Annotated in this window: 17 protein-coding genes; 11 read left to right on the top strand and 6 right to left on the bottom strand. The window is 66.2% G+C overall.

The window, feature by feature from the left end:
* Window positions 1-37: 37 nt before the first annotated feature.
* On the bottom strand, window positions 38-5,428 hold the full coding sequence (locus ASD71_RS07335) for an autotransporter domain-containing protein (protein ID WP_082578818.1): 5,391 nt from the start codon (window positions 5,426-5,428) through the stop codon (window positions 38-40).
* 198 nt (window positions 5,429-5,626) lie between these two features.
* Window positions 5,627-6,193, bottom strand: coding sequence for a hypothetical protein (locus ASD71_RS07330; RefSeq protein WP_056561547.1), 567 nt, complete (start codon window positions 6,191-6,193; stop codon window positions 5,627-5,629).
* Window positions 6,194-6,496: 303 nt separating this feature from the next.
* On the opposite strand from ASD71_RS07330, the gene ASD71_RS07325 reads away from it, so the two are divergent.
* From ASD71_RS07325 to ASD71_RS07275, 11 genes are all read left to right on the top strand, one after another.
* On the top strand, window positions 6,497-7,330 hold the full coding sequence (locus ASD71_RS07325) for a DUF4189 domain-containing protein (RefSeq protein WP_235512036.1): 834 nt from the start codon (window positions 6,497-6,499) through the stop codon (window positions 7,328-7,330).
* A gap of 144 nt (window positions 7,331-7,474) precedes the next feature.
* Window positions 7,475-8,416, top strand: coding sequence for a TauD/TfdA family dioxygenase (locus ASD71_RS07320; RefSeq protein WP_056561545.1), 942 nt, complete (start codon window positions 7,475-7,477; stop codon window positions 8,414-8,416).
* Entirely contained in the window at window positions 8,413-9,435 is a 1,023-nt protein-coding gene (locus tag ASD71_RS07315) for a tripartite tricarboxylate transporter substrate binding protein (protein WP_056561543.1), read from the top strand. The genes ASD71_RS07320 and ASD71_RS07315 overlap by 4 nt, the downstream gene beginning before the upstream one ends.
* A 100-nt stretch (window positions 9,436-9,535) precedes the next feature.
* Window positions 9,536-10,372 carry a transporter substrate-binding domain-containing protein gene (locus ASD71_RS07310; RefSeq protein ID WP_056561541.1) on the top strand — a complete coding sequence of 279 codons (837 nt, stop codon included), beginning with the start codon at window positions 9,536-9,538 and terminating at the stop codon, window positions 10,370-10,372.
* Window positions 10,373-10,411: 39 nt separating this feature from the next.
* Window positions 10,412-11,149, top strand: coding sequence for an amino acid ABC transporter permease (locus ASD71_RS07305; RefSeq protein ID WP_056561539.1), 738 nt, complete (start codon window positions 10,412-10,414; stop codon window positions 11,147-11,149).
* Window positions 11,139-11,957: an amino acid ABC transporter permease gene (locus ASD71_RS07300; protein WP_056561537.1), complete on the top strand. Its 819-nt coding sequence runs from the start codon at window positions 11,139-11,141 to the stop codon at window positions 11,955-11,957. The genes ASD71_RS07305 and ASD71_RS07300 overlap by 11 nt, the downstream gene beginning before the upstream one ends.
* Window positions 11,944-12,792, top strand: coding sequence for an amino acid ABC transporter ATP-binding protein (locus tag ASD71_RS07295; protein ID WP_056561535.1), 849 nt, complete (start codon window positions 11,944-11,946; stop codon window positions 12,790-12,792). Before ASD71_RS07300 ends, ASD71_RS07295 begins: the two co-directional genes overlap by 14 nt.
* A gap of 87 nt (window positions 12,793-12,879) precedes the next feature.
* Complete coding sequence (metC, locus tag ASD71_RS07290; RefSeq protein WP_056561533.1) at window positions 12,880-14,094, top strand: cystathionine beta-lyase; 1,215 nt, start codon at window positions 12,880-12,882, stop codon at window positions 14,092-14,094.
* Window positions 14,095-14,215: 121 nt separating this feature from the next.
* Window positions 14,216-14,566 carry a VOC family protein gene (locus ASD71_RS07285; RefSeq protein ID WP_056561531.1) on the top strand — a complete coding sequence of 117 codons (351 nt, stop codon included), beginning with the start codon at window positions 14,216-14,218 and terminating at the stop codon, window positions 14,564-14,566.
* Window positions 14,567-14,576: 10 nt separating this feature from the next.
* Window positions 14,577-15,506 carry a CysB family HTH-type transcriptional regulator gene (locus ASD71_RS07280; protein ID WP_056561529.1) on the top strand — a complete coding sequence of 310 codons (930 nt, stop codon included), beginning with the start codon at window positions 14,577-14,579 and terminating at the stop codon, window positions 15,504-15,506.
* A 113-nt stretch (window positions 15,507-15,619) separates the two neighbouring features.
* Window positions 15,620-17,857, top strand: coding sequence for a rhodanese-like domain-containing protein (locus ASD71_RS07275; RefSeq protein ID WP_056566543.1), 2,238 nt, complete (start codon window positions 15,620-15,622; stop codon window positions 17,855-17,857).
* A 69-nt stretch (window positions 17,858-17,926) separates the two neighbouring features.
* On the opposite strand, the gene ASD71_RS07270 is transcribed toward ASD71_RS07275, so the two are convergent.
* From ASD71_RS07270 to ASD71_RS07255, 4 genes are all read right to left on the bottom strand, one after another.
* Window positions 17,927-18,763 carry an alpha/beta fold hydrolase gene (locus ASD71_RS07270; RefSeq protein ID WP_056561527.1) on the bottom strand — a complete coding sequence of 279 codons (837 nt, stop codon included), beginning with the start codon at window positions 18,761-18,763 and terminating at the stop codon, window positions 17,927-17,929.
* A gap of 146 nt (window positions 18,764-18,909) precedes the next feature.
* Entirely contained in the window at window positions 18,910-19,290 is a 381-nt protein-coding gene (locus ASD71_RS07265; RefSeq protein WP_056561525.1) for a response regulator transcription factor, read from the bottom strand.
* A gap of 116 nt (window positions 19,291-19,406) precedes the next feature.
* Window positions 19,407-20,057 (bottom strand): response regulator transcription factor, encoded by a 651-nt coding sequence (locus tag ASD71_RS07260; RefSeq protein ID WP_056561523.1) that lies wholly within the window; start codon window positions 20,055-20,057, stop codon window positions 19,407-19,409.
* Window positions 20,054-22,021 carry an ATP-binding protein gene (locus tag ASD71_RS07255; RefSeq protein ID WP_200949365.1) on the bottom strand — a complete coding sequence of 656 codons (1,968 nt, stop codon included), beginning with the start codon at window positions 22,019-22,021 and terminating at the stop codon, window positions 20,054-20,056. Before ASD71_RS07255 ends, ASD71_RS07260 begins: the two co-directional genes overlap by 4 nt.
* Between the last annotated feature and the right edge of the window lie 49 nt (window positions 22,022-22,070).

Below are 22,070 nucleotides of genomic sequence, written 5' to 3'. Positions count from 1 at the left end.
TGCCCAGGGTTTTCTGTCCGCCGCTGACCGCCAGCCGTCAGAACCGATATCGCACGTCCAACGTCCCCGAGTTCTGACGGTTGCCTTGACCAAACTGGCCGCCGTACACCACGCCGACGGTGGTGCGCTTGCTGACCTCGATTCCCACGCCCAGCTCGATCACCGCCGCGTCGCGGGCGATGGGCGCGCCGGTGGCCGTGAACGATTCGCTGCCCTGCACGAAGGACAGCGTGCTGGCCGGGTCCAGGTCGCCAAACGCATGGCGCCAGCCGAGCGTTCCGTGCACGTGGCCGAGAGCACCGGCGCTCTCGAACGTGGTCAGCGCATGCAGGCCCAGCGTCGTGGTGGTGACCTTGTTGCTACTGCTTTCGCCGCGCAGCGCCGCATCACCGCCCGATTCCGAGAAGCCACGCGTGCGCAGGTCGCTGTAGTTGGCGGCGACGAAGGGTTCCAGCGTCACGCGGTCATTCAACGGCACGGCATAGCCGACCTCCGTGAAAACCTGGCCCGTGCTTGCGCCGTAGCTGGCTTTCAGCGTCTGGTCCAATCCCGCGCCGGCCGTGCTGCGTTGGGTGCTGACATCGTGCCAGGTGTACGCCGCGCCCAGGCTCAGGTTGAGCTTGCCCGCGCCGGCCTCGAATGCCTTGCCGCCGTAGACGGTGACGCTGTAGCTGTCGGCTTCCGAACTGGAAGCGCGGTCGGCGAGGCGGCTGCGGCTGTCGGTGTAGCCCAGCGCGCCGCCCAGACGCCAGCCGCCGCCGATGGCGTGATCGCCGCCGATGGTGACACCGGCATCCGACTGCGTGGTCTTTGCGGCGTTGCCGTTGCCGTCCAGCGTGGTCCAGTTTCCGAACACCTGCGTCCACAACGGCTGTGCGGCCGAGCGGGGCAGGGCGGACGCGTCGCCCAGGCCAAGCTGCGCGGTCGGCGTGCCGGGCATCCAGCCGGCGTTCAGGTTGGCGCGCAAGCGCGTCAGCGGCGCCTGCGTGAAGGTGGCGGCTGTGTACTGCAGGCCGGACATCGTGCTGGCGTGCGCTTCACCGGACAGGGCATTGAAGGCGGACTCGGGAGCGCCATTCGGCAGGTTCAGCACATGCCGGAAGAGCGCGCTGTTGGCGGGCAGGCTTTGCAGCGCCCGCGCCACGGCGCGTTGATTGCCCGAGACGGCCGCGTCGGCGAACTCGATGGGACGCGTGCCGCCGTCGCCGCCGCCATTGCCTCCGCCGTTGCCGTTATCGACGGGCACTTGCTTGAGGTCCACGACCAGATTGACCTGGTTGGCGCCGTACGACAGCGAGGGCGTCAGGAAGGCGAGGTTGCTGGAGACGGCGTCGAATTGGCCGCGGACCCCGCTGTCCGCATTCAGGATGGCGTACGTGGTGGACGGCGCATAGTTGCCGTTCTGCGCAAGCTGCACCACCGTGCCCGCCAACGTTGCGGTGCCGGCAGCGCGCACGCTGCTGCTGAGGCCACTGGCATCCGTGGCGACACGGTAGGCCGCGCCCGGCTTGAAGTTCAGGTCGCCGGTCAAGGCCATCTGACCATAAGGCGCCGCGGCATTGCCCGGCGCCAGCGTGGCGCCCGAGCCGACGGTGACGGCATTCAGCGTGCCCGTCCCGGTCAGCGTCGTGCCCGCCGCAGCTTGCACGCGGCCGCCCAGCTTGCCGTCGACCTGCAGCGTGCCCGCCGACAACTGCGTCGTGCCGGTGTAGGCGCTGCTGTCGCCTGAGAGCGCCAGGGTGCCCGCACCCAGTTTGCTGGTCGCGCCCGCGCCCGACAGCGCGCCTGCGTAACTGAGATCGTCCGCGCGGTTGAAGACCAGGCCGGCGTTGTTGACGATATTGCCCGCGATAGAGCCGGCGGTGCCGCCATCGCCAATCTGCAGCGTGCCCGCGTCGATGGTGGTGACGCCGCTGAGCGCGTTCTGGCCGGTCAGCACCAGCGTGCCCGTACCGGACTGGCGCAATGCACCCGCCCCGACGATGTCGCCGCCGAAGACCACGCGGTCGCTGCGCTTGAAGGCCAGCGTGCCGCCGCTTTCGATCTGGGCAATGCCGGCAATGCTGCCCGAGACCGCGCCATCGCCCACCTGCAAGGTGCCGGCCCGTACGGCCGTGCCCCCGCCATAGGTGTTGTTGCCGGTCAGCACCAAGGTGCCCGCGCCAAGCTTGGACAGCGTGCCGTTGCCGGGAAGGTCTTGATCGATCGTGAAGGTGTTGCCCGCATCGGCAATATCAAACCCGCCGCCGGCGCCGTCCAGGCTGATGACCCGGTCGGTGTTGTGGAAGGTCGTGCCGGTCACCCGCAGCGTGCCGCCCCGGAACTCCATCGGGACAAGCGGCGCACCGAGGCTGGCGTCATTGGACACGGACAACGTGCCCGCGCTCAGGCGGGTGGCCTGGGTGTAGACGTTGGCGCCGTTGAGCACCAGCGTGCCATATCCCGTCTTGTTGATGCCCGCGCCGGTCAGCACGTTGTCGATGGTGGCCGTCCAGGCCATGGAGGGCAGGCTGCCGTCGCCCACGCGCACTTCGCCCAGCGCGCCCGTCATGGCGCCGGCCACTTCCAGCTGGTCGCCGATCAGGTGATACCCGTCGCCGGCGAACTGGATGCCCTTCGCCGTAATCGCGCCCGCCGTCGCGTCCACCGTGACCGTGCCCGCATCACCGCCGAAAATGGCGAAGGCATCGGCTGGCTGGCGCGAAGCGGTCAGGCTACCGTTGGCGTCGGTCCAGTTTGCGTTGGTGCGCGACCAGACCCCGGAACCGCCGCCCAGCCTGGAGGGGCTGGCCAAGCCGTTGGCGTTCCAGAGATTGAGTTCCAGGCTGGCGGTATTGATCAGGTTGATCTGCTTGCTGGTGGTCAGGGTCTGGATCGTCTGACCCGCCGCGCCAGGCAGTATTCCGCCGTTCGTCGTGGACAGGGTTCCCGTGTAGTCGAACAGCCGGTACAGGCCCAGGCCAAAGCCGCCGCCATCCAGGGCATTCAGTTGCACGCCGTGGAGATTCAGGTTGCCGACGACAGTCACGCTGCGCCCAACGCCGCGCGAGGAGCCGATTCCCGGCGCCCCGAAGGCGAAGTCGGCCTGGCTGCCCTGATTCATGGTCAGGTTGCCATTGATGGTAAATATGCCGCCGGGTTCGCCGGGGGCGAGGCTGCCGCCGGCCGCGACGCCGACATTGCCGTTGACGACGCCGGCACCGCCCAGCGAGGCGCCGCTGTCCACGCTGATGTTGCTGCTGACACTGGCTGCCGAGTGAGAGGTGTCGCCGCCGATGCGCAGCGCGCCGGCCGTCACCAGTGTGGAGCCGGTGTAGGTATTGGCGCCGTTGAGCGCCAGGGTGCCGGCGGTCGACTTGACGATGCCTCCCGTGCCTTCTATGACGCCCGCGTAGGCGCCGCTACCGACGCCCAGCATGTTGGCGCCAATCGCAACCCTGCCGCCGTTGCCTCCCAGGGATCCAATCGTCGGAGGCGAGGAGGCGGACACGTCGAATGTGCCGCCCGTATTGACGGTGACCGCCGAGTTGGCCGCCAGTCTGCCGGTTGTCCCAAGCGCCAGGACGCCGCCGTTTACGGTCAGGCCGCCCGCGAACGTATTCGAGCCGTTCAGGGTCTGCTGTTCGGAACCCGTCTTGATCACCGCGCCGGGTCCCCAGATGACACCGGAATAGCTGGCGGGCGAGGCGCCATTCAGCGTCAGCGGATTCGCACCCAACTGGACGCTGCCGCCGGTTCCTTGCAACGCGCCCAACGTTTGGCTGCCGGCAGCGCTCAGGTCCAGCATGGCGCCGGATTGCACGGACACCAGGCTTGCCGGGAGGCTGCCCGTCGCACCGAGTGCGAGGGTGCCCGCTGTGACATTGGTGGCGCCCGCATAGGTATGGGCGCCGGTCAGGGTTACCGTGCCAGCGCCTTGTTTGGACAGGGAGCCAGTACCCGAAATGTTGCCCGCGTAAGTGCCGTTGTTAGCCTGCGAGAACCTCAACAGGCCATTGGCGGTGATGTTGCCTTGCAGGCTGTTGGTGGTGCCCACGAGCGTCTGAGAAATCCCGACGGAGGTGCCGCCCGAATAGTTGTTGCTTCCGCTCAGGGTGACCGTGCTGGACCCGGACAGCGTCAGTGCGCCCGCACCGGACACGACGCCAGTCAGTGTTAGCAGGTTGCCGCTCTGCAAGGTCAGACCTTGCGCGCCGAGCACGAAGTTATTGGCCAGTGTCAAGTCGGCGGTCGTGCCAATGGCCCCGCCATTCGCGCTGACCGTGCCCGTGCCCAGCACGGCGTTGTTGGCAATGTGGACCGCGCCGCCGTTCAATTCGACGTTTCCGCCATTGGCCAGAGGACCGTCCGTCAGATACCAGGAGCCGCTGTTGACGCGCAAATTCTGGAAGTTGATGTAGGCGCCGCCGGAAATGCCGGTGACTGCACCGCCCGTGCCGCTGCCCGTGCCCGCCGACGGCATCACGTTCTGCAGCACCAGCGTATTGCCTCCACCCGCGCCGCCATCGACTTCTCCGGGTGGTGCAAAGCGCAGATCCGGGTCGGAGGCCGCGGTCAGGTCCAGAGTGGCGGCGCCGGCGCCGCGTGTCACCGAAGAACCGGATACTGCGGTGAAAGTATTGTTTCCGCCCAGGCCTAGCGATACGCCGCCCACGATGGTTCCGGCATTGACGAAGCTATGGCCTGTTCCAGGAGAGCGGGACTGTTCGAAACCTATGCGGCCGGTGATTGCGCCAGTGTTCACGAAGCGCACTTGACCGCCACCGGTCGCGGCAACAACGGGAATGTCCGGCGACGCGACTGAGACCCCTATGAGGGGCACGCTTGCGATGCTGCCTTCATTGGTCAGGGCGCTGACTCCGCCCACCCCGTTCTGGACGGACAGCGCCATACCTTGCAGGCTTGGCAGGACGCCTCCCGGCCCCGTGCTTCCGCCGAGCCGGCCCGTTGCCGAATTGACGAAAGAAATGGACTGGGTGGTCGCATTGCCGATCTGCAAGCCGCCTGCAACAGCGGCGATGGGATTGCTGAGCAGGGCGGGGTCAATGGTGCCGCTATTGGAAACCGTCGCATTGCTGCCGGTGAGAGACATCGACCAACCGCCGGAGCCTGTTGGGCGAGACACGCCGGCGCCCGATGCCACCTGGACGATGAGATTGTCGTCGGGGCTGGAAAAGTTGGGAAAAATCGGGTTGGGCTCGCCGGAGCATGTCACGTCCACACCCGTCTGTACGCACGCGGCTTGAACTGCCGAACTCAGCACCGACAGGCCGATCGTCAGCGCGAGGCAGAGCGCCTTGGGGGGCGAGACACGGGACAGGGCGCCCGACGAGGAAGAGCGGCCTGCCCGAGACTGCGAGGCGAATTCCGATGCCGCTTGCCATACCCGCAACTTGCGGTTCCATACGAGCCGGTAGATGTGATTCAAGACAAGTCCTCCTCGATGCGCCTGATACGGCGGGCCGTCGGGCAGGCGGCCGGCGCGCTGGCAGCTTCACGCCAACGCGCACATGCGCGGATTCGCGAAACCTGTGTGAATTAGTTTCGGAATAGTAACCGCGAGTGAGTAAAAGTACTTAGTCTTGCGTGTTGAGGAGGCAAAAAAGGCGCCTTGCGCGCCCCTTTCTCAATTCACCACGTAATTCTTCGCCTCGGCCTCGCCCGCCCACTTGCGCAGCGCGCCAATGAACTCCGGGCATACGTTGCCGTCGACGCTGGTGTCGGTAATGACGCTGTCCTGCATCCGCATCAGCACCTTGCATTCATAGATGCGCGTTCGGTTGGCGTAGTGGCCGGTGCTGCTGTTCTGGAACACCGGCGTGGCCGCCGTGGTGTTGGTGGCGGGGATCATGCCCACGACCTGCTGGCTGGTGCTGTCCACCACCCACTCGGTGTAGGGGGCGGACTGGTAGTCCGACCATTCCAGTTCCATCGTGTTGCCGACCGCCCGGATCTTGGACGGCTCGCCCAGCGCCGCGATTGCGTCGTTGATGGAGCGGCCCTCCATGTTCTTGGCCACGTTCACGCTGGGCGAAAACGACAGGCCCGATTTGAAGACCTGGCTGAGCGAGGGCATCGTGGAGCTGCCGCCCGTGGGCATCGGCGCGCATCCGGTCAGTCCCAGCGTGACGAGCAGGCCGGTCAACAGAAGGAACTTTCCGCGGTTTTGGTTGGAATGCTGTGTCGGCTTCATGGTGTGTTGTCCAGGCTCCCGGGTGGCAGGTCCCTCGACAGGCGAGGACACGGCGCGGATTGTTTCTGTTCGTGACGGGGCTGCCGGTGATTGGCGCCCGTGGCGGCAAAATGCGCGGCCAAGACTAGGACGGCCGGCGCCAGAAAGTGCGACATTTTTACCGAAAAAAGGGGCCGGAGTTCGCAAGCCGACCTGTGAAATTTGTTACCTAATATGCCGACAGGTTGGCTTCATAGAGGGACGGAACCCTGGAACCCTGGGCTAACATCGTTCCCGCCCAATCCACTGGACTTCACGACGATCATGCCCGCTCGCTTTCAATTCCTGATCCGCGCCGCATTTGCCGCCTTAGCCCTAGTGGCGGGGCTGGCCTTTCCCTCGGCGCACGCCGCCGAAAAGCTCTACGGCGGCATCGCCACCGACGGCAAGCACTCCCGGATCTTCTGGGTGTTGCCCGAAACCGATGGCAAGGCCGCCGAAGCCGCTGCGCTGGCCGAGTGTCGCAAGGCCGGCGGCAACGGGTGCAAGGTGTTGAGCTGGTTCTCCGACAGCTGCATCGTGTACGCGCGCAACTCCGTTCAGAATCTGTACCCGGGCAACAGCGTGTCGCCCGAAATGGCAGCCAAGAAGGCGATCCGGCGCTGCACGGCCGCCAGCCCCGACGGCAAATGCCAACTGACGACCATGCCGGTATGCGTGGGCCCGGGTTACAGCGCCGCCGACATGCAGGCCCCCGTGAAGGCCACGCCCGCCGATTTGGAGCGCCTGTCTTCCAAGCTGGACCAGCGGGGATACTGGGGCGCCATTGCCGAAGGCGAAGACGGCGGACTCGTCTATGCAGACGGCTACCCCAACGAGAACGATGCGCTGTCCCAGCTGCTGAGTTGGGAAGACTGCAAGGGCTGCCGCAAGGTGCTGACCTACACCGATAGCTGCGTGGGCATGGCTTGGCCCAAGGGCGCCGAGGGGCGCGGCACCCGCTTCACTGTGCTCAATCCCGATCCGAAGACGGCTCGAGATGAATCGCGCGCCACCTGCACCGCCAAGACCGGCAGCCCGGCCTGCGTGGCGATGGTGCGTTGCTCCGGCCGCCCGTACGTTGACGGCTACGCCGGCGAGGATGAAAAGCCGAGCTGATCTGCCGGCGGGCGTGAACTAGAGAACGGGCCGATGGGCCCGTTTTTGTTTTTGCTCCCATTATTTTCACATTGCGTATCGGTATTTGTTGGGGTTGCCAGGCGCACCTATTCTGTTTTTACACAACACGGAACGGTGCAGCACATGACCACAATCGAACGTACCCGGCTGGATATCCGGCCGCTTTCCGTCTTCACGGGCGCGGAGATCCACGGTGTGGACCTGACGCAGCCGCTGACGGCGCATGAAGTCGAACAGATCAAGGCCGCGCTGCTGCGGTGGAAGGTCGTGTTCTTTCGGGACCAGCACATCGACCATGCGCAGCACCTGGCGTTTGCCTCGCGGTTCGGACGTCCGACGTCCGCGCACCCGTATGACGCAAATCCGCCGGAGGGCTTTCCGCAGATCCGGACCATCTCGTCCAAGTCAATCACCGGGCGCCGCGGCGAGCGCTGGCACACCGATGTGACGGGCGTGGTCAATCCGCCGGCCGGGTCGATCCTGCGTGCGGGACATCAGGTTCCGGCTTATGGCGGCGACACGATTTTCACGAACCTCGTGGCGGCCTATGAGCATCTGTCTCCGGCGGTGCGCGCACTGGCCGACGGCCTGTGGGCGCGGCATCAGTTCGGTGGCTACAACGGCGACTTCGATAATCAGACGGTCTATGCGCAGCGCGTTCAAGCCAGCCCGCTGGTGTCTGAGCATCCCGTGGTGCGTGTGATTCCTGAAACGGGCGAGCGCGCCTTGTTCGTGAACCCGGGATTCACCCGCCGCATCAAGGACGTCACCGAAGAGGAAAGCCGCCATCTGCTGAACCTGTTTTTCGACGAGATCACGCGGCCCGAATACACGGCGCGTTTCCGCTGGGAGCCGGGCAGCATCGCGTTCTGGGACAACCGCGCGACCGCGCATCAGGGGCCGGGAGATTTCGCTTACCTGGACGCGGAACGGGTGCTCTATCGCATCACGCTGGAAGGCGAGGTGCCCGTGGGCATCGATGGGCGGCATTCGACCGCTGTGCTGGGCAAGCCGTTTGGCGCGTTCGGCGTCGAGCGCGGCGCGCAGGCGGGAGCAACGGCATGAGCATCAAACGCAAATCGGCCGTGCGCGCGGGCTTGGGGTTGGTTGCCGGAGTTGTGCTGGGTGCAGGACTGTTGAGCAACTTCGCGGGCTCGGCGCCACTGCCGGGCGAGGACGTCAACCGCTATCCGAACCGCCCGGTAAAGATAATCGTGCCCGTGTCGGCGGGCGGCAGCGCGGACAAGCTGGCGCGCACCGTGGCGCAGAAGCTGGGCGAGAAATGGCAGCAGAGCGTCGTCGTCGAGAACCAACCGGGCGCCAGCAGCGCCATCGGCAACGCGGCCGTGGCGCATGCAAAGGGCGACGGCTACACATTGCTGCTTGGCGGCGATGCGTTGTCGCTGAATGCGTTGCAGCCCGGCAAGCTGCCTTATGATCCGGTGCGCGATCTGCAGGGGGTGACAAAGGCGGTCGTCAACCCGCAGTTGCTCGTCGTGCGGCCCGGGCTCGGCGTCAAGACCTTCCAGGAGTTCGTGGCGCTGGTCAAACGACGGCCCGGCGAAATCTCGCTAGCGTTGCCCGGTGGCACCGGCAGCCTGCAGCATCTGGCCGTCGAACTGCTCAACGAGCGGATCGGCGCCAAGACCAACCAGATCCCGTATCCCGGTGGCGGTCCTGCAACGCTGGACGTGCTGGGCGGTCATGTGGACGCGATGCTGATCACGCTGGCCGCGGCGACCGAGAACGTGCGTAATGGGAAGCTGGTGGCGTTGGCCGTCACCACGCCGTACCGCTCGAAGGCCTTGCCGGATGTGCCGACGATCCAGGAGTCCGGCCTGCCGGACTACGTGGTGGAGAGCTGGCAGGGTTTTGCGGTGCCGGCGTCGACGCCACGGGCCATCGTGGACCGCATCAACCGCGACGTCGTGGCCGTGCTGCGCGAACCCGATACCGCGACGCTGCTGGAGAACCTGGGGTTCACCATTGCAGCCACGACGCCGGAAGCGGTGGACCAGACAGTGCGCGAGGACATCGCAACCTATCGCAAGGTCATCGCGACGGCGGACGTGAAGCTCAAATAGCGCCTGCGACGCGCCGCATATCCATATCTGAAAGCATTCATTGTCTTGCCGCCGTGCGGCATTCAGCATGGAGATTCTTCTACTGCTGATAACTTCCGATATGGCCATTCACAAGACACCGGGCGCGGCCCGGACTGCATTCACCCTGGCGCTGGCGCTTGCCGCCGGCGCCGCGCACGCCGATGCGACGCTCGACAAGATCAAGGAGCGCGGCACGGTCACGATCGGCGTGCTGGCCAACGGTGGCGTATTCGGATCGGTGGATCCGGCAACCCAGCAACTGGTGGGCTGGAATCCGGAGCTGGCGCGGCAGCTCGCCAAGGGCCTCGGCGTCAAGGCCGAGCTGGTGCAGGTTCAGACCGCCACGCGCACCCAATTCCTGATCTCCGGCAAGGTCGATCTGCTGATCGCCTCGATGGAACTGAACCCCGAGCGCGCCGAGATCCTGGGATATGCGCCCACGCCTTTCTTCAGGGTGGGAGGCGCCGCCGCTACATTGAAGACCAGCGGCATCGCCAAGTGGGAAGACCTGCGCGGCAAGCCCGTGTGCGTATCGCAAGGCAGCAGCTTCGCCCGTCCGCTTGCGGCCGACTACGGCGCCGTGATCAAGGGCTACAAGAGTTCTTCGGATTCGCTGCTGGCGCTACGGGGCGCCCAATGCGTGGCGGCGGTGCATGATTCGACGCTGATCCGGCCGCTGCTGCGCAGCAACACGGAGTGGGCGGAGTATCACGCACCCATCGCGACCGAGGTGCTGCCTGCCAACTCCGTCGTATGGACACGCAAGGGCGAGACGGACACGATCGCCGCCGTCGACGAGGTGATCCAGGACTGGCATCGCACCGGCTGGCTGATCGGCACGGAGAAGCGCCTGGGCATCGAGCCGCCCCAGCCGCTGCTCCAGGAACTCAATGCCAAGTTCAAGCAGGGCAGCTGAGCGCCGCGACGCATCGACGCAGCAAAGGGAGGCGGGCGCATGATCGAAACGGTATTGCAGGCGTGGGTGAGCTTTTTCCGGCCGCTGGGCCTGAACTACACCTTCGTGCTGGAGCCGGCGGAGCGGTCCGCCTTCGCGCACGGTCTGCTGGTGACGCTGCAGCTCTGCGCGTGGACCATACCCGTCAGCCTCCTGTCCGGCGTGCTGATCGCCGCGGGGTTGACGAGCCGCCGCGCATGGTTGGCCCGGCTCCTGCAGGCCTTCGTGGAAGTCACCCGCAATACGCCCACGCTGGTGCAGTTGTACTGCGCCTTTCTGGTGCTGAACATGCTCATCACGCAGAAGCTGGGCGGGGCAAGCCCGATTTCGCCCTTCGCTTGGGTTGTGGTCGTGGTGGCCCTGCACAAAGGCGTGTTCCATGCGGAAGCGCTGCGCGCGGGCATCGAGGCCGTGCCGGCGGTCACGCTGGAGGCCGCGCGCTCGCTTGCATTCTCCAGCCGTCAGATATTGACGCAGGTGCAATTGCCGCTTGCGCTGCGCTTTGCGCTGCCCGCGCTGGTCAACAACCTGGTCGATCTGGTGAAGATGACGGCGATCGCCTCGGCGATTGCCGTGGGAGATGTGACCTATGAGTCCATCATGATCTGGTCGTACCGCGACAACGTGCTTGAGCTGCTTTTGCTGATCCTGCTGTACTTCGGCCTTTTGACATGGCTGGTGGGGGCGGGCGGGCGCTGGCTGGAAAATCGTTTGAGGATGCCCGGCTATGGCCAATGAGCTCGCGTGGAAGAAGCCGCAGCGTGAGGCGTGCCCGGGCGTTCTGATGGCGCCGCTGCGCGATCCCTGGTTTGTGCTGCTGCTGGCGCTGGCCGTGCTGGGCGTGACCTGGACGGCGACCGCCACCACGCCGGCGGCGGTGAAGCTGCTTTGGCATTGGGCGCCGGCCTTGCTGCGGGGCCTGGGAATGAACATCCAGCTCAGCGTTCTGGCGATGGCCCTGGGCACGGTGCTCGGGCTGTTCGTGGGTGCGTTGTCGTTGTCGCCGTCATCGTTGCTGCGGCGGCTCGCGCGCGGCTACGTCCTGGCCTTTCGCAATGCGCCGATTCTGGTGCTGGTGTACTTCACGACGTATGTCTTTCCGTTCGAGCTAAGCCTTGCTTCCTGGCGCGTGCCGTTTCCCGACTGGATCAAGGTCGTCATCGGATTGGGGTTGCCGGCCAGCGCCATCGTGGCGGAGATATTCCGCGGGGCCATTCAGTCGATCCCCATCGCGCAGTGGGAAGCCGCGCAATCGCTTGCGTTCAGGCGCGGGCAGATATTCCGGATGATCGTGCTGCCGCAATGCGTGCGGCGCATGCTGCCGTCGTGGATGAACCTGTATGCCAGCATCACCATGAGCACATCGCTGGCCTCGCTGGTCGGCGTCCACGACCTAGTCGACACCGCCACCATCGCCAGCAATACGGTGAATCGCACCGATTTCACGATTCTGATCTATTTCACGCTGCTGGCGCTTTTCTTCGCCTATTGCTATCCCATCGCGCGTTGGACGCGCCACCTGGAGCGTCGCCATGCGCATCATTGAAACCGCCGCGAAGCCGGCTTCGCGGGCGCCGCTCGTGAGCCTGCGCGACGTCCATCTCGCCTTTGGCGACGCCGAAGTCCTGAAAGGAATCGACGTCGATGTCGGGCGCGGCGAGGCTGTATCCATCATCGGCCCGTCCGGGTCGGGAAAATCGACCATTCTTCGCTGCATCACCGGCCTGTTGCGGCCACAGCGCGGCGCCATCGACGTGGACGGCGTCCGTGTGGATGCCCTGACGACCGAGGCGCAGTTCATCGGATTGCGCAAGCGGGTGGGTTTCGTGTTTCAGCAATACAACCTGTTCCCGCACCTGAGCGTGCTGGAGAACCTGGTGATCTCTCCAATCAAGGTGGCCGGGCAGCCCCGCGGCCAGGCCGTGGCGCAAGCGCGCGAGCTGTTGGCAAAGGTGCGCATGGACCATAAGGAGAGCGCCTATCCGGGAGAACTGTCAGGTGGGCAGCAGCAGCGGGTGGCGATTGCACGGGCGCTGGCGCTGCGGCCGGAACTGATTCTGTTCGACGAGGTGACGTCTGCGCTGGACCCGGAGATGGTGGGCGAGGTGTTGACGGTAATCAGTGATCTGGTCGACGACGGGCTGACCTGCGTGCTGGTGACGCACGAGATGCGATTCGCCGAGGAGGTCAGCGATACCGTGTACTTCACCGAGGCTGGGCGCATCGTCGAGTCGGGGCCGCCGTCGCGGATTTTCGGATCGCCGGACAGCGATCGCACGCGGGCCTTTCTACGACGCTCGGCGGGGGCCGTGGCGCGCGTCAGCCAACCCGACCCGATTACCGAGTACCTGCGATTTGATCCCCTGCGTCTGGCAGTGTGAACTTCTGGAGTCGAGCATGAATCACCTCATTTCCCTGGTCGAAGGCCAGGCCCGGCTGCAACGGCCCAAGCGCATGGCGGTGCGCGCATGAGCCGCCGTCACGCGCACGTGGAGACTCGGCTCGTGCACGCCGGCTCGCCAGCATTGAAGGGCAGTTCGGGCCCGGTAAACGTGCCGGTGGTGCGCACCAGCACGGTCCGGTTCGCGGACACTGCCGCGCAGGCCGCATTGCAGCGGCGGCGCGCGGCGGGCGAGCGCGACGCCACATATGGGCGGCATGGCATGGACACGCATCAGGCGCTGGAAGCGGCCGTGGAATCGCTGGAAGGCGGCTATCGCACGGTGCTGGCGCCGTCCGGCCTGTCGGCCATCGTTCTGGTCCTGCTGGCCACGCTGGCACCAGGCGACCACGCGCTGGTGTCGGACAGCGTCTACTCGCCGGTACGTAAGGTCGACAAGTCCCTGCTGCAGCGCTATGGCATCGAGGTCGAGTACTTCTCGGCCACGCATGACGACCTTGAATCGCGCATCCGTCCCAATACCCGCCTGCTTTATCTGGAATCTCCCGGCTCGCTGCTTTACGAAGTGCTGGACCTTCCGGCGCTTGCGGCGCAAGCGCGCCGTCATGACGTGCTGGTCGCGGTGGACAACACCTGGAGCGGAGGCTTGTATTGCCAGCCGCTGGCGCTGGGCGCGCACATCTCCATTCAGGCCGCGACCAAGTATCTGGCGGGTCATTCCGACGTAATGATGGGCGTGGTGACGGTCGATAGCGCCGACCTGGCCGCGCGTATCGGCGCGGCTTACGATGCGCTGGGCCTGTCCGTCGGCGCCGACGATGCGTACCTGACGCTGCGCGGAATCCGTACGCTGGACGTGCGGCTCGCGCGCCATCATCAGAACGCGCTGCGCGTGGCCGAGCATCTGGCCGGACATCCCGGCGTGGCCAGGGTCTACTATCCCGCGCTACCAGAGGACCCGGGCCATGCGCTGTGGCGGCGAGACTTCAGCGGTGCGAGCGGGCTGGTGTCGTTCGCCTTCGCGCATCCGGATCCGGCAACCGCCGCGCGCTTCATCGACTCGCTTTCCTATTTCTCCATCGGCGCTTCCTGGGGCGGGTACGAAAGCCTGGCGCTAGAGGCCGCGCCCGAACGGCTTGCCGAACACCGGTACGGGCGGGAAGGGGAGGCGGGCGGATCAGTGGTGCGGCTGCATGTGGGCCTGGAGAGCCCGCTGGACCTGATCGATGATCTTGAACACGCCTTTGACGCCACGCGCGACGCCTTGCGCCGCAGTGCCTGAGCATATGCAAATGAGGTGCGCGCTTTAAGGCTTATGGCTATGTAGAAGCAATTACAACCTCTTTGTCCGGTTGTACCTCCGGGTACTATCATTTGCCCTGTTCCATCGCTGGCGGCAGGGCATGTCTTCTATTCTTTCCATCGAATCGGTACAACTTCCCTTTCTGTCGCATCGGCAGGAGGCGGTCCGCGAGTTCTACCAGCGGGTCATCGGACTGCAGGAGGTGGCGGGCGCCGGCGATGATCGCCTGCGTTTCGCTCTTGGTGATGCGACGTTGTCGTTGTCGCCGGTCGAGGCTGTCAGCCGCGCCATCAAACCCGACTACCTGGCCATCAAGGCCAGCGCTTACGACGACATCCTGTCGCGGCTCCGCCTGGCGGGCCATCATCCCGTCTGCTCGCTGCCCGATGTGCTGCCGCGCGTCATGTACGTGAAGGATCCGTCGGGCAATCAATTGGCCATCCTGGACTGAGGCGCGCAGCATGAACTTCCAGCAATTGCGATCGGTGCGCGAGGCCGTGCGCTGCGACTTCAACCTGACCGACGTTTCCGAAAGCCTGCACACTTCACAGCCCGGCGTAAGCCGTCAGATCCGCGAACTGGAAGAAGAAGTCGGGGTCGACATCTTCGTGCGGTCGGGCAAGCGGCTGATTGGTCTGACGCCGCCCGGCGAGCTGATCCTGCCGCTGGTCGAGCAGATCCTGCAATGCGCGGACAACATCCGCCACGCAGGCGCGGAATACGCGGACAGCCGGACGGGCGTGCTGTCGATTGCCGCCACGCATTCTCAGGCGCGCTATGCCTTGCCACCCGTCATCAAGGAATTCCGTCAACGCTACCCGGAAGTGGTCCTGCATCTGCACCAGGGTTCGCCCAAACAGGTGTCGGAGATGCTGCTTGAAGGCGAGGCCGACATTGGGGTGGCGACCGAGGCCGTGGCCGATTATCCGGGCCTGGTGAACCTGCCGTGCTACCGGTGGAGCCACAGCGTCATCGTGCCGCGCGGCCATCCGCTGGAGCGCCAGCACGACGGTGTCACGCTGTCGCAGCTATCGCGTTATCCCATCATTACGTACGGGCGCGGCTACACGGGGCGGGCGCACATCGACGAGGCCTTCGCGCGGGCCGGCATCACCCCCGACATCGTCATGACTGCGATGGACGCCGACGTGATCAAGACGTACGTCGAGCTTGAGCTGGGTGTGGGCATCGTGGCAGCAGTGGCTTGGGACGCCGAACGTGACAGCCGGCTGCGCGCCATCGACGCGCGGCATCTGTTCGAGATCAACCTCACGCGCCTGGCGATCCGCCGGGGCGCCTGGCTGCGCGGGTACGCCTTTCATTTCATCGAGATGTTCGTGCCCACGTTGACGCGCGAGGTCGTGGAGCGCGAGCTCAAGGGCGAGGGCTGATGCGCGGGCGAGCAGCGCGCGCTGCATATCCATAGACAGATTTTTACGTTGTCCGGTGCGGGTCCCGCACTTTAGGCTGGGCCACTCATCCTTCACCGATGCTGGATCAGACCATGGACAACTCATCGCATGCCGCAGTTGCGGCGCAAAGCAGTCAGCCCGAACGCACGCAGGCCGATCCCAAACACGCTGAACGCGCACACGCCGTGCGCGGCTTCATCGCCGAGGCCAGGCGGCTGATCCCAAACCCGGTTGACGCCACGCCGGCGCAACTGGAGGAAGTCGCCCAGAGGCTGCAGGCGTTTGGTCTGCGGCGCGAGCTCTTCGACCCGGAAACGTTTGCCGTGGTGCCGGGTCGCCCGACGTCGATCTACCGGCTGGCTGAAGACATCGACGGCGGCTACGCGCTTTACCTGTCGCTGGGCAACCCTGGCAAGGCGCAGCCCCCCCACGACCACACCACCTGGGCCATCATCGCGGGCGTCAGGGGCAACGAGCGCAATGAGGTCTTTGCGCGTTCGGAGAGCGCGGATCCTCAGCGCGATACGCTCAGCCACGTGCGGCGGGTGGACGTGGGCCCGGGCAGCTCGATCGCGCTTGGGCCCGCCGACGTCCACACGATCGAGCTGATCGGCAACGAGCCGGGCGCGCACCTGCATTTCTATGGCCTGGCGCTGGACCGCCTGCACGGCCGTGTGGTGTTCGAGAGCACCACGGGCGGCGCCTACCGCACGTTCTCACCGCCGGCCGCGATCTACCATGCCCGGCTGTCCGCGCAGGCCTTGCAGGATGCCTTGCGGGAACGGCAGGAGATCGCCGTGCTGGACGTGCGCGAGTCCGGCCGCTACGCCCGCCGTCATCTGCTGCATGCGGCATCGGCGCCCCTGTGGCGCCTGGAACTGTTGGCAGACCGGCTGGTGCCGCGCCGTGACACGCGCATTGTCCTGGTCGACGACGACGAGACCCTGGCGCACCAGGCAGCCGCCAAGTTGACACGGCTGGGCTGGTCGGACATTTCCGTGCTGGCGGGCGGCACGGACGGTTGGGAGCAGGAGGGCCGCGAGGTGTTCTCGGGCACCAACGTGCTCAGCAAGGCGTTCGGTGAGGCGATCGAGCACGAGAAGCACACGCCGTGGATCGACGTGGACGACCTGCATGCGCGGGTGGCGCGGGGCGACGATATCGTCGTGGTGGACAGCCGCACGCCCGAGGAATTCCATAACTTCACGCTGCCGTTTTCACACAGCCTGCCGGGTGCGGAACTGGTCTACCGTATTCGCGAGCTCGCGCCCGACCCCGGCACCTTCGTGGTGGTGAACTGTGCCGGGCGCACGCGCAGCATCGTGGGCGCGCAGACGTTGATCGATGCCGGCATTCCCAACCGTGTCGCGTCCCTGCGCAACGGCACGATGGAATGGCTGCTGTCGGGGCGGGAACTTGCGCATGGCCGCCACGCCGCGCTGCCGGAGCCCGGCCCGCAGGCTCTGACCGCCGCGCGCGAGCAGGCGCGCGACGTGGCGCGGCGTGCCGGCATCCGTCACATCGACGCGGCGACGCTTCAGGAATTCGAGACGGAGCAGGGGACTCGGACGCTTTACAAGTTCGACGTCCGTACGCGCGAGGAGTATGAGGCGGGGCACCTTGAGGGCTGGCGCTGGGCGCCGGGCGGCCAGCTTGTGCAGGCCACCGACGAATACCTGGCGACCCGGGGCGCGCGGGTGGTGCTTGCGGACTGGGATGGCGTGCGTGCGCTGACTACCGGGGCGTGGCTGGCACAACTGGGTGCCGTGGAGGTCTATCTGTATGAGCCGCCCGCGTTGGCACCGCAGCAGCGCGGCGCGGAGCCGGTGCGCGTGCTGCACCACCGCCCGCCGGCCGCGGGTCTGCGCGTCGTGGCGCTCCTTGCCGCGCTGGATGCCGGGCAGGCCGTCGTGTTCGACGTGGAGTCGCGGCTCGCATATGAGCGCGGGCACGTGCCGGGCGCGCGATTCGCCGCGCCGGATCGGCTGGCCGAGTTTCTACCGGCGGATGATTCGCGCGCCATCGTACTGACGTCTTCGGATGGCGTGGTTGCCAGCGTGGTGGCGGCCGAACTCGCGCATCAGACCGGGCGCCCGGTGCAGTACCTGCTGGCGGGAACCCGCGGGTGGAAGGAACAGGGATTGGCGCTGGCTACGGGCGCCGACGGCGTGCTGACCGGGGACGACGATCAGGCCATCAGTCCCTATCTTTACGACGATCTGTCGGCGCGAGACCAGGGGTTCCGTGATTACCTGGATTGGGAACTTGGGCTGGTTGCGCAACTGGAGCGCGACGGCACGGCCGGCATCAGGTTGATCCCGCAGGCATAACGCGAACCGCCCGCCAGGCGAAAAAAAAGGAAGGCAACTGCCTTCCTTTTTCAATTCGCGCTTGCGGGATCAGCCCTTGATGAACGCCAGCAGGTCCGCGTTGATCACGTCCGCATGCGTCGTCAGCATGCCGTGCGGGAAGCCCGGGTACACCTTCAGCGTGCCGTTCTTGAGCAGCTTGACCGACAGGCGCGACGCGTCGTCGATCGGCACGATCTGGTCGTCGTCGCCATGCAGGACCAGCGTCGGAACGCTGATGGCCTTCAGGTCTTCGGTCTGGTCGGTTTCGGAGAAGGCCTTGATGCCTTCGTAGTGCGCCTTGGCGCCGCCGATCATGCCCTGGCGCCACCAGTTGTTGATCACGCCCTGCGAGACCTTGGCGCCGTCGCGGTTGAAGCCGTAGAACGGGCCCGAGGCGACGTCCAGGAAGAACTGCGCGCGGTTGTCGGCCAGCGCCTTGCGGAAGCCGTCGAACACTTCGATGGGCGTGCCGCCCGGATTGGACTCGGTCTTGACCATCAGCGGCGGGACGGCGCTGACCAGCACGGCCTTGGCGACGCGGCCCTGCGGCTCGCCATGGCGGGCGACGTAGCGGGCGACTTCGCCGCCGCCTGTCGAGTGGCCGATGTGCACGGCGTTGCGCAGGTCCAGATGTTGAACCACGGCGGCGGCGTCCGCGGCGTAATGGTCCATGTCGTGGCCGTCGCTGACCTGGGTCGAGCGGCCGTGGCCGCGCCGGTCGTGTGCAATCACGCGATAGCCCTGGGCGAGGAAGAACAGCATCTGTGCATCCCAGTCATCGCTGGACAGCGGCCAGCCATGGTGGAACATGATGGGCTGGGCCGTCTTGGGGCCCCAGTCCTTGAAGAAGATTTCAACGCCGTCGGGGGTGGTGATCGTGCTCATGTCGGATTCTCCGGGGGTTAGTTGGACCGCAGAGATAGACTAGGGCCTTATGCGCCGCCGGGACATCCTACGCTGGGCTTGGCGCGTCATACAAAGGTATATGCAGGGTTTCGTGGCGGATGTGTCCAATACGCCACCACCTGCGATCACGCGGACTGGGCGCCTTGCAGCGCGTGGGCCACGCATCGCGCCATGGCTTCGCCGTCCACCGGCTTGTCCAGGTACGCACAGGCGCCCAGGGCCAGCAGCCGCTGCCGCGCCGCCTCGGTGGGGAAGGCCGTCATGAAGATCAGGGGAAAGCGTCGCCCGGCCGCGATCAGCTCGGCCTGGAGCTGATCGCCCGTCATGGGCGACATCTGCACATCGGTGATCATGCAGTCCGGGTCGCTGCCGCGCGGGGCGTTCAGGAATTCGGGTCCCGAGCCGTAGGGCCGGACCTCGTAACCGAGGGAGCGAAGCAGACTGCACAGCGCGATCCTGACTCCATCGTCGTCGTCGACCACCGCGATAGTGGGAGTGTGGTTCATGTAAGAAAATCCTTCGGGCCTGTCGGATCACGATACGCATCCGATGCCCGGCAGGTTCCTTTATGAACCTTTGCGACGGCCTCGAAAATCATACGGAGGTTTGTCCCATCAACGGGTCAGGGCGCGGAAATGCCCAGCGCCTCGGCGTGGCGGACCAGATCGGCAAGCGATCGGACCCCCATCTTGCGCATGACGTGGCCTCGGTGAATCTTGACGGTGATCTCGCTCAGGCCGATCAGGCCCGCCACCTGTTTGTTCATCAGGCCCGACACCACGTGCGCCATGACCTCGCGTTCGCGCGGGGTGAGGGTCTCGTAGCGGGCGCGCAGGCCGTCCATGGCCGCATCGCGGGAACGGCGCTGGGTGTCGCGTTCGATGGCGGCCGAAACCGCATCCAGCATGTCCTGTTCGCGAAAAGGCTTGGACAGGAAGTCGACCGCGCCGGCTTTCATGGCGCGCACGGTCATGGGGATGTCGCCGTGGCCGGTGATGAACACGATCGGCAGGTCGATGCCTTGGCGGATGAGCTGGTCCTGGAAGTCCAGTCCGCTGATGCCCGGCAGGCGCACGTCCAGCACGATGCAGCCGGGCGCGTCGGGGATCTGGGTCTGCAGCAGTTCGGCGGGCGACGCGCACAGGGTGGTGCGCAGGCCGATCGAGCGGAACAGGCTGTCGAGCGACGCGCGCACGCTGGCTTCGTCGTCGACGACGATCACCTGCGATTGCGCAGCGGCGGGCGATGCGCCGGGGGCGGTACGGTTGTTCATGCGGAAAGATTCCCCTGCGTGGTGGCGAGCGTCAGCGTGAAGGCCGCGCCCGCGCCTGGCGTGTTATCGACGGTAAGGCTGCCGCCATGGGCCTGCGCCGAGGTGCGGCAGATCGGCAGGCCCATGCCCATGCCTTGCGGTTTGGTGGTGAAGAAAGGGTCGAACAGGCGTTCCAGGTCGTCAGGTGCGATGCCCGGACCGGTATCGCCCACGGTGACGGCGACCAGACCGTCGTCGTCGTGGCGCCGCGCGCTGACTGACAACTGGCGTGCCTGAGACTGGCCGGACATGGCCTGGCTGGCGTTGACCATCAGGTTGACCAGCACCTGCTGAAGCTGGATCCGGTCGCCCATGATGAGCGGCAGGCCCGGCTCGATGTCCACCTGCAGCGCGACGCGCTCGCGCGTGAGCTCGTGCGCCACCAGGCGCGTGGCTTCCTCGATGACAGCGCCGATATCCAGCGCTGCCTGCTGCACCGGCGCCTTGCTGAGGAACGCGCGAATGCGCTTGACGATCTCGCTGGCGCGCCGGCCTTCGGAAATGATGCGTTCCATCGCCAGCTCGACCTCATGCAGATCGGGCTGGGGACGGCGCAGCCAGCGCATGCCCGCGTCGCCGCTGGTGACGACGGCCATCAGGGGCTGATTGACTTCGTGCGCAATGGATGCGGTCAGCTCGCCCAGCGTGGCGACACGCGCCGCGTGCGCCAGTTCCGTCTGCGCCAGCAGCAGCGCGTCCTGCGCCTGCCTGCGTTCAGTGATGTCCACCACGAAGACCAGCACGGAGCCGTCCAGGTCATCGGCGGGCGGGAAGGTGATCGTGAACAGCACCGGCACGCGCGAGCCGTCCGCGTGCACGACTTCGGTCTCGCCCTCGTGGAAGGCGTCGCCCTGGGCGAATGCCGTCAGGGATCGCGCGAACATGCGGTCGTCCTCGCACAGGATGTCGTCCACGGAGTAGGGTTCGGGCGCCGCGCCCGGCCGGCCCACCATGGCCAGAAACGCGGGATTCATGTCATCGACCGCGGTCAGCTTGCGGACCTGGCCGATGAATTCGGGATGCTGGGCAAGGTGGGCGGTGAGCGCGGGACCGTCCATCAACCCCAGGGCGGTCAACTCGGTGCGCACGGCGCGCCAGTCTTCCTGGATGACACCGATGCGGCTGGCGTCGAACATGCGGCGGTAGCGTCGTTCGCTGCTGACCAGCGCGGTGTAGGCGGCCTTGCGATCGGTGACATCGCGGTGCGTTTCCATGACCCCGGTGACGCGGCCATGATGATCCCGCTGCAGCACCCAGCGGCTTTCCAGCACCAGCGTGGCGCCGGCCTGGGTCTTTTGTTCCAGCGTGCCGTCCCAGCTGCCGGTCGTCAGGAGCTCGGCCTCGATGGCCTCGCGCCGGTCCGGGTAGCGGGTCTGCAGCAGGTCATCGGCAACGCGCCCCAGCGCCATGCTGGCGGGCCAGCCGTAGGCGTCCTCGGCGGTGCGGTTCCAGAAGTTGATCACGCCCTGATGGTCGCGCACGAAGATCATGTCGTGCGACAGATTGAGCAGGCGCGCTTGCGCCGCGAGCCTGCGGGTGGCGCTCTGGTTTTGTAGCGCGAGCAGCGCGGTGATGCCGATGGCTGCCAGGCTGACCAGCGCCCGGACCGTGGGCGAGCCCACATGATTCAGACCGTGGGAATTCAGATAGGCCGCGATGGTGAGCACGATGCCGCCGGTGCCCGCCACGATGATGTCCAGGCGCCGGAACGTGCGTGCCGCAAGCAGCACCACCACGACATACAGCACGGCCACCGCGCCGTCGAAGTCGGTGAACGTATCGACCACCGCAATGATCAGCGCCAGCAGCAGGGCGGCCGCGCGAAACAGGAACTGCATGCGATGCGGGCCCGCGGTCTCCGGGGCGCCGGGACGCGACTGCTGCGGCGGCTGGCCAGGTGCGCGGCCGAGTGTCGACGTGAGCAAGATCCACCTCTGGGTAAGGGCGCGCAAGCCGGGCAGAAATCCGGGGGCA

Origin of the sequence: Achromobacter sp. Root565 (assembly GCF_001427425.1) — a bacterium.
GTDB lineage: Bacteria > Pseudomonadota > Gammaproteobacteria > Burkholderiales > Burkholderiaceae_B > Achromobacter > Achromobacter spanius_D.
This window is presented reverse-complemented; position numbering and strand designations above follow the sequence as displayed.

Excerpts from the sequence above, each read along its gene's own strand:
- ASD71_RS07330 (WP_056561547.1), bottom strand. The coding sequence starts at position 6,193 with ATGAAGCCGACACAGCATTCCAACCAAAACCGCGGAAAGTTCCTTCTG.
- ASD71_RS07325 (WP_235512036.1), top strand. The coding sequence starts at position 6,497 with ATGCCCGCTCGCTTTCAATTCCTGATCCGCGCCGCATTTGCCGCCTTA.
- ASD71_RS07320 (WP_056561545.1), top strand. The coding sequence starts at position 7,475 with ATGACCACAATCGAACGTACCCGGCTGGATATCCGGCCGCTTTCCGTC.
- ASD71_RS07315 (WP_056561543.1), top strand. The coding sequence starts at position 8,413 with ATGAGCATCAAACGCAAATCGGCCGTGCGCGCGGGCTTGGGGTTGGTT.
- ASD71_RS07310 (WP_056561541.1), top strand. The coding sequence starts at position 9,536 with ATGGCCATTCACAAGACACCGGGCGCGGCCCGGACTGCATTCACCCTG.
- ASD71_RS07305 (WP_056561539.1), top strand. The coding sequence starts at position 10,412 with ATGATCGAAACGGTATTGCAGGCGTGGGTGAGCTTTTTCCGGCCGCTG.
- ASD71_RS07300 (WP_056561537.1), top strand. The coding sequence starts at position 11,139 with ATGGCCAATGAGCTCGCGTGGAAGAAGCCGCAGCGTGAGGCGTGCCCG.
- ASD71_RS07295 (WP_056561535.1), top strand. The coding sequence starts at position 11,944 with ATGCGCATCATTGAAACCGCCGCGAAGCCGGCTTCGCGGGCGCCGCTC.
- metC (WP_056561533.1), top strand. The coding sequence starts at position 12,880 with ATGAGCCGCCGTCACGCGCACGTGGAGACTCGGCTCGTGCACGCCGGC.
- ASD71_RS07285 (WP_056561531.1), top strand. The coding sequence starts at position 14,216 with ATGTCTTCTATTCTTTCCATCGAATCGGTACAACTTCCCTTTCTGTCG.
- ASD71_RS07280 (WP_056561529.1), top strand. The coding sequence starts at position 14,577 with ATGAACTTCCAGCAATTGCGATCGGTGCGCGAGGCCGTGCGCTGCGAC.
- ASD71_RS07275 (WP_056566543.1), top strand. The coding sequence starts at position 15,620 with ATGGACAACTCATCGCATGCCGCAGTTGCGGCGCAAAGCAGTCAGCCC.
- ASD71_RS07270 (WP_056561527.1), bottom strand. The coding sequence starts at position 18,763 with ATGAGCACGATCACCACCCCCGACGGCGTTGAAATCTTCTTCAAGGAC.
- ASD71_RS07265 (WP_056561525.1), bottom strand. The coding sequence starts at position 19,290 with ATGAACCACACTCCCACTATCGCGGTGGTCGACGACGACGATGGAGTC.
- ASD71_RS07260 (WP_056561523.1), bottom strand. The coding sequence starts at position 20,057 with ATGAACAACCGTACCGCCCCCGGCGCATCGCCCGCCGCTGCGCAATCG.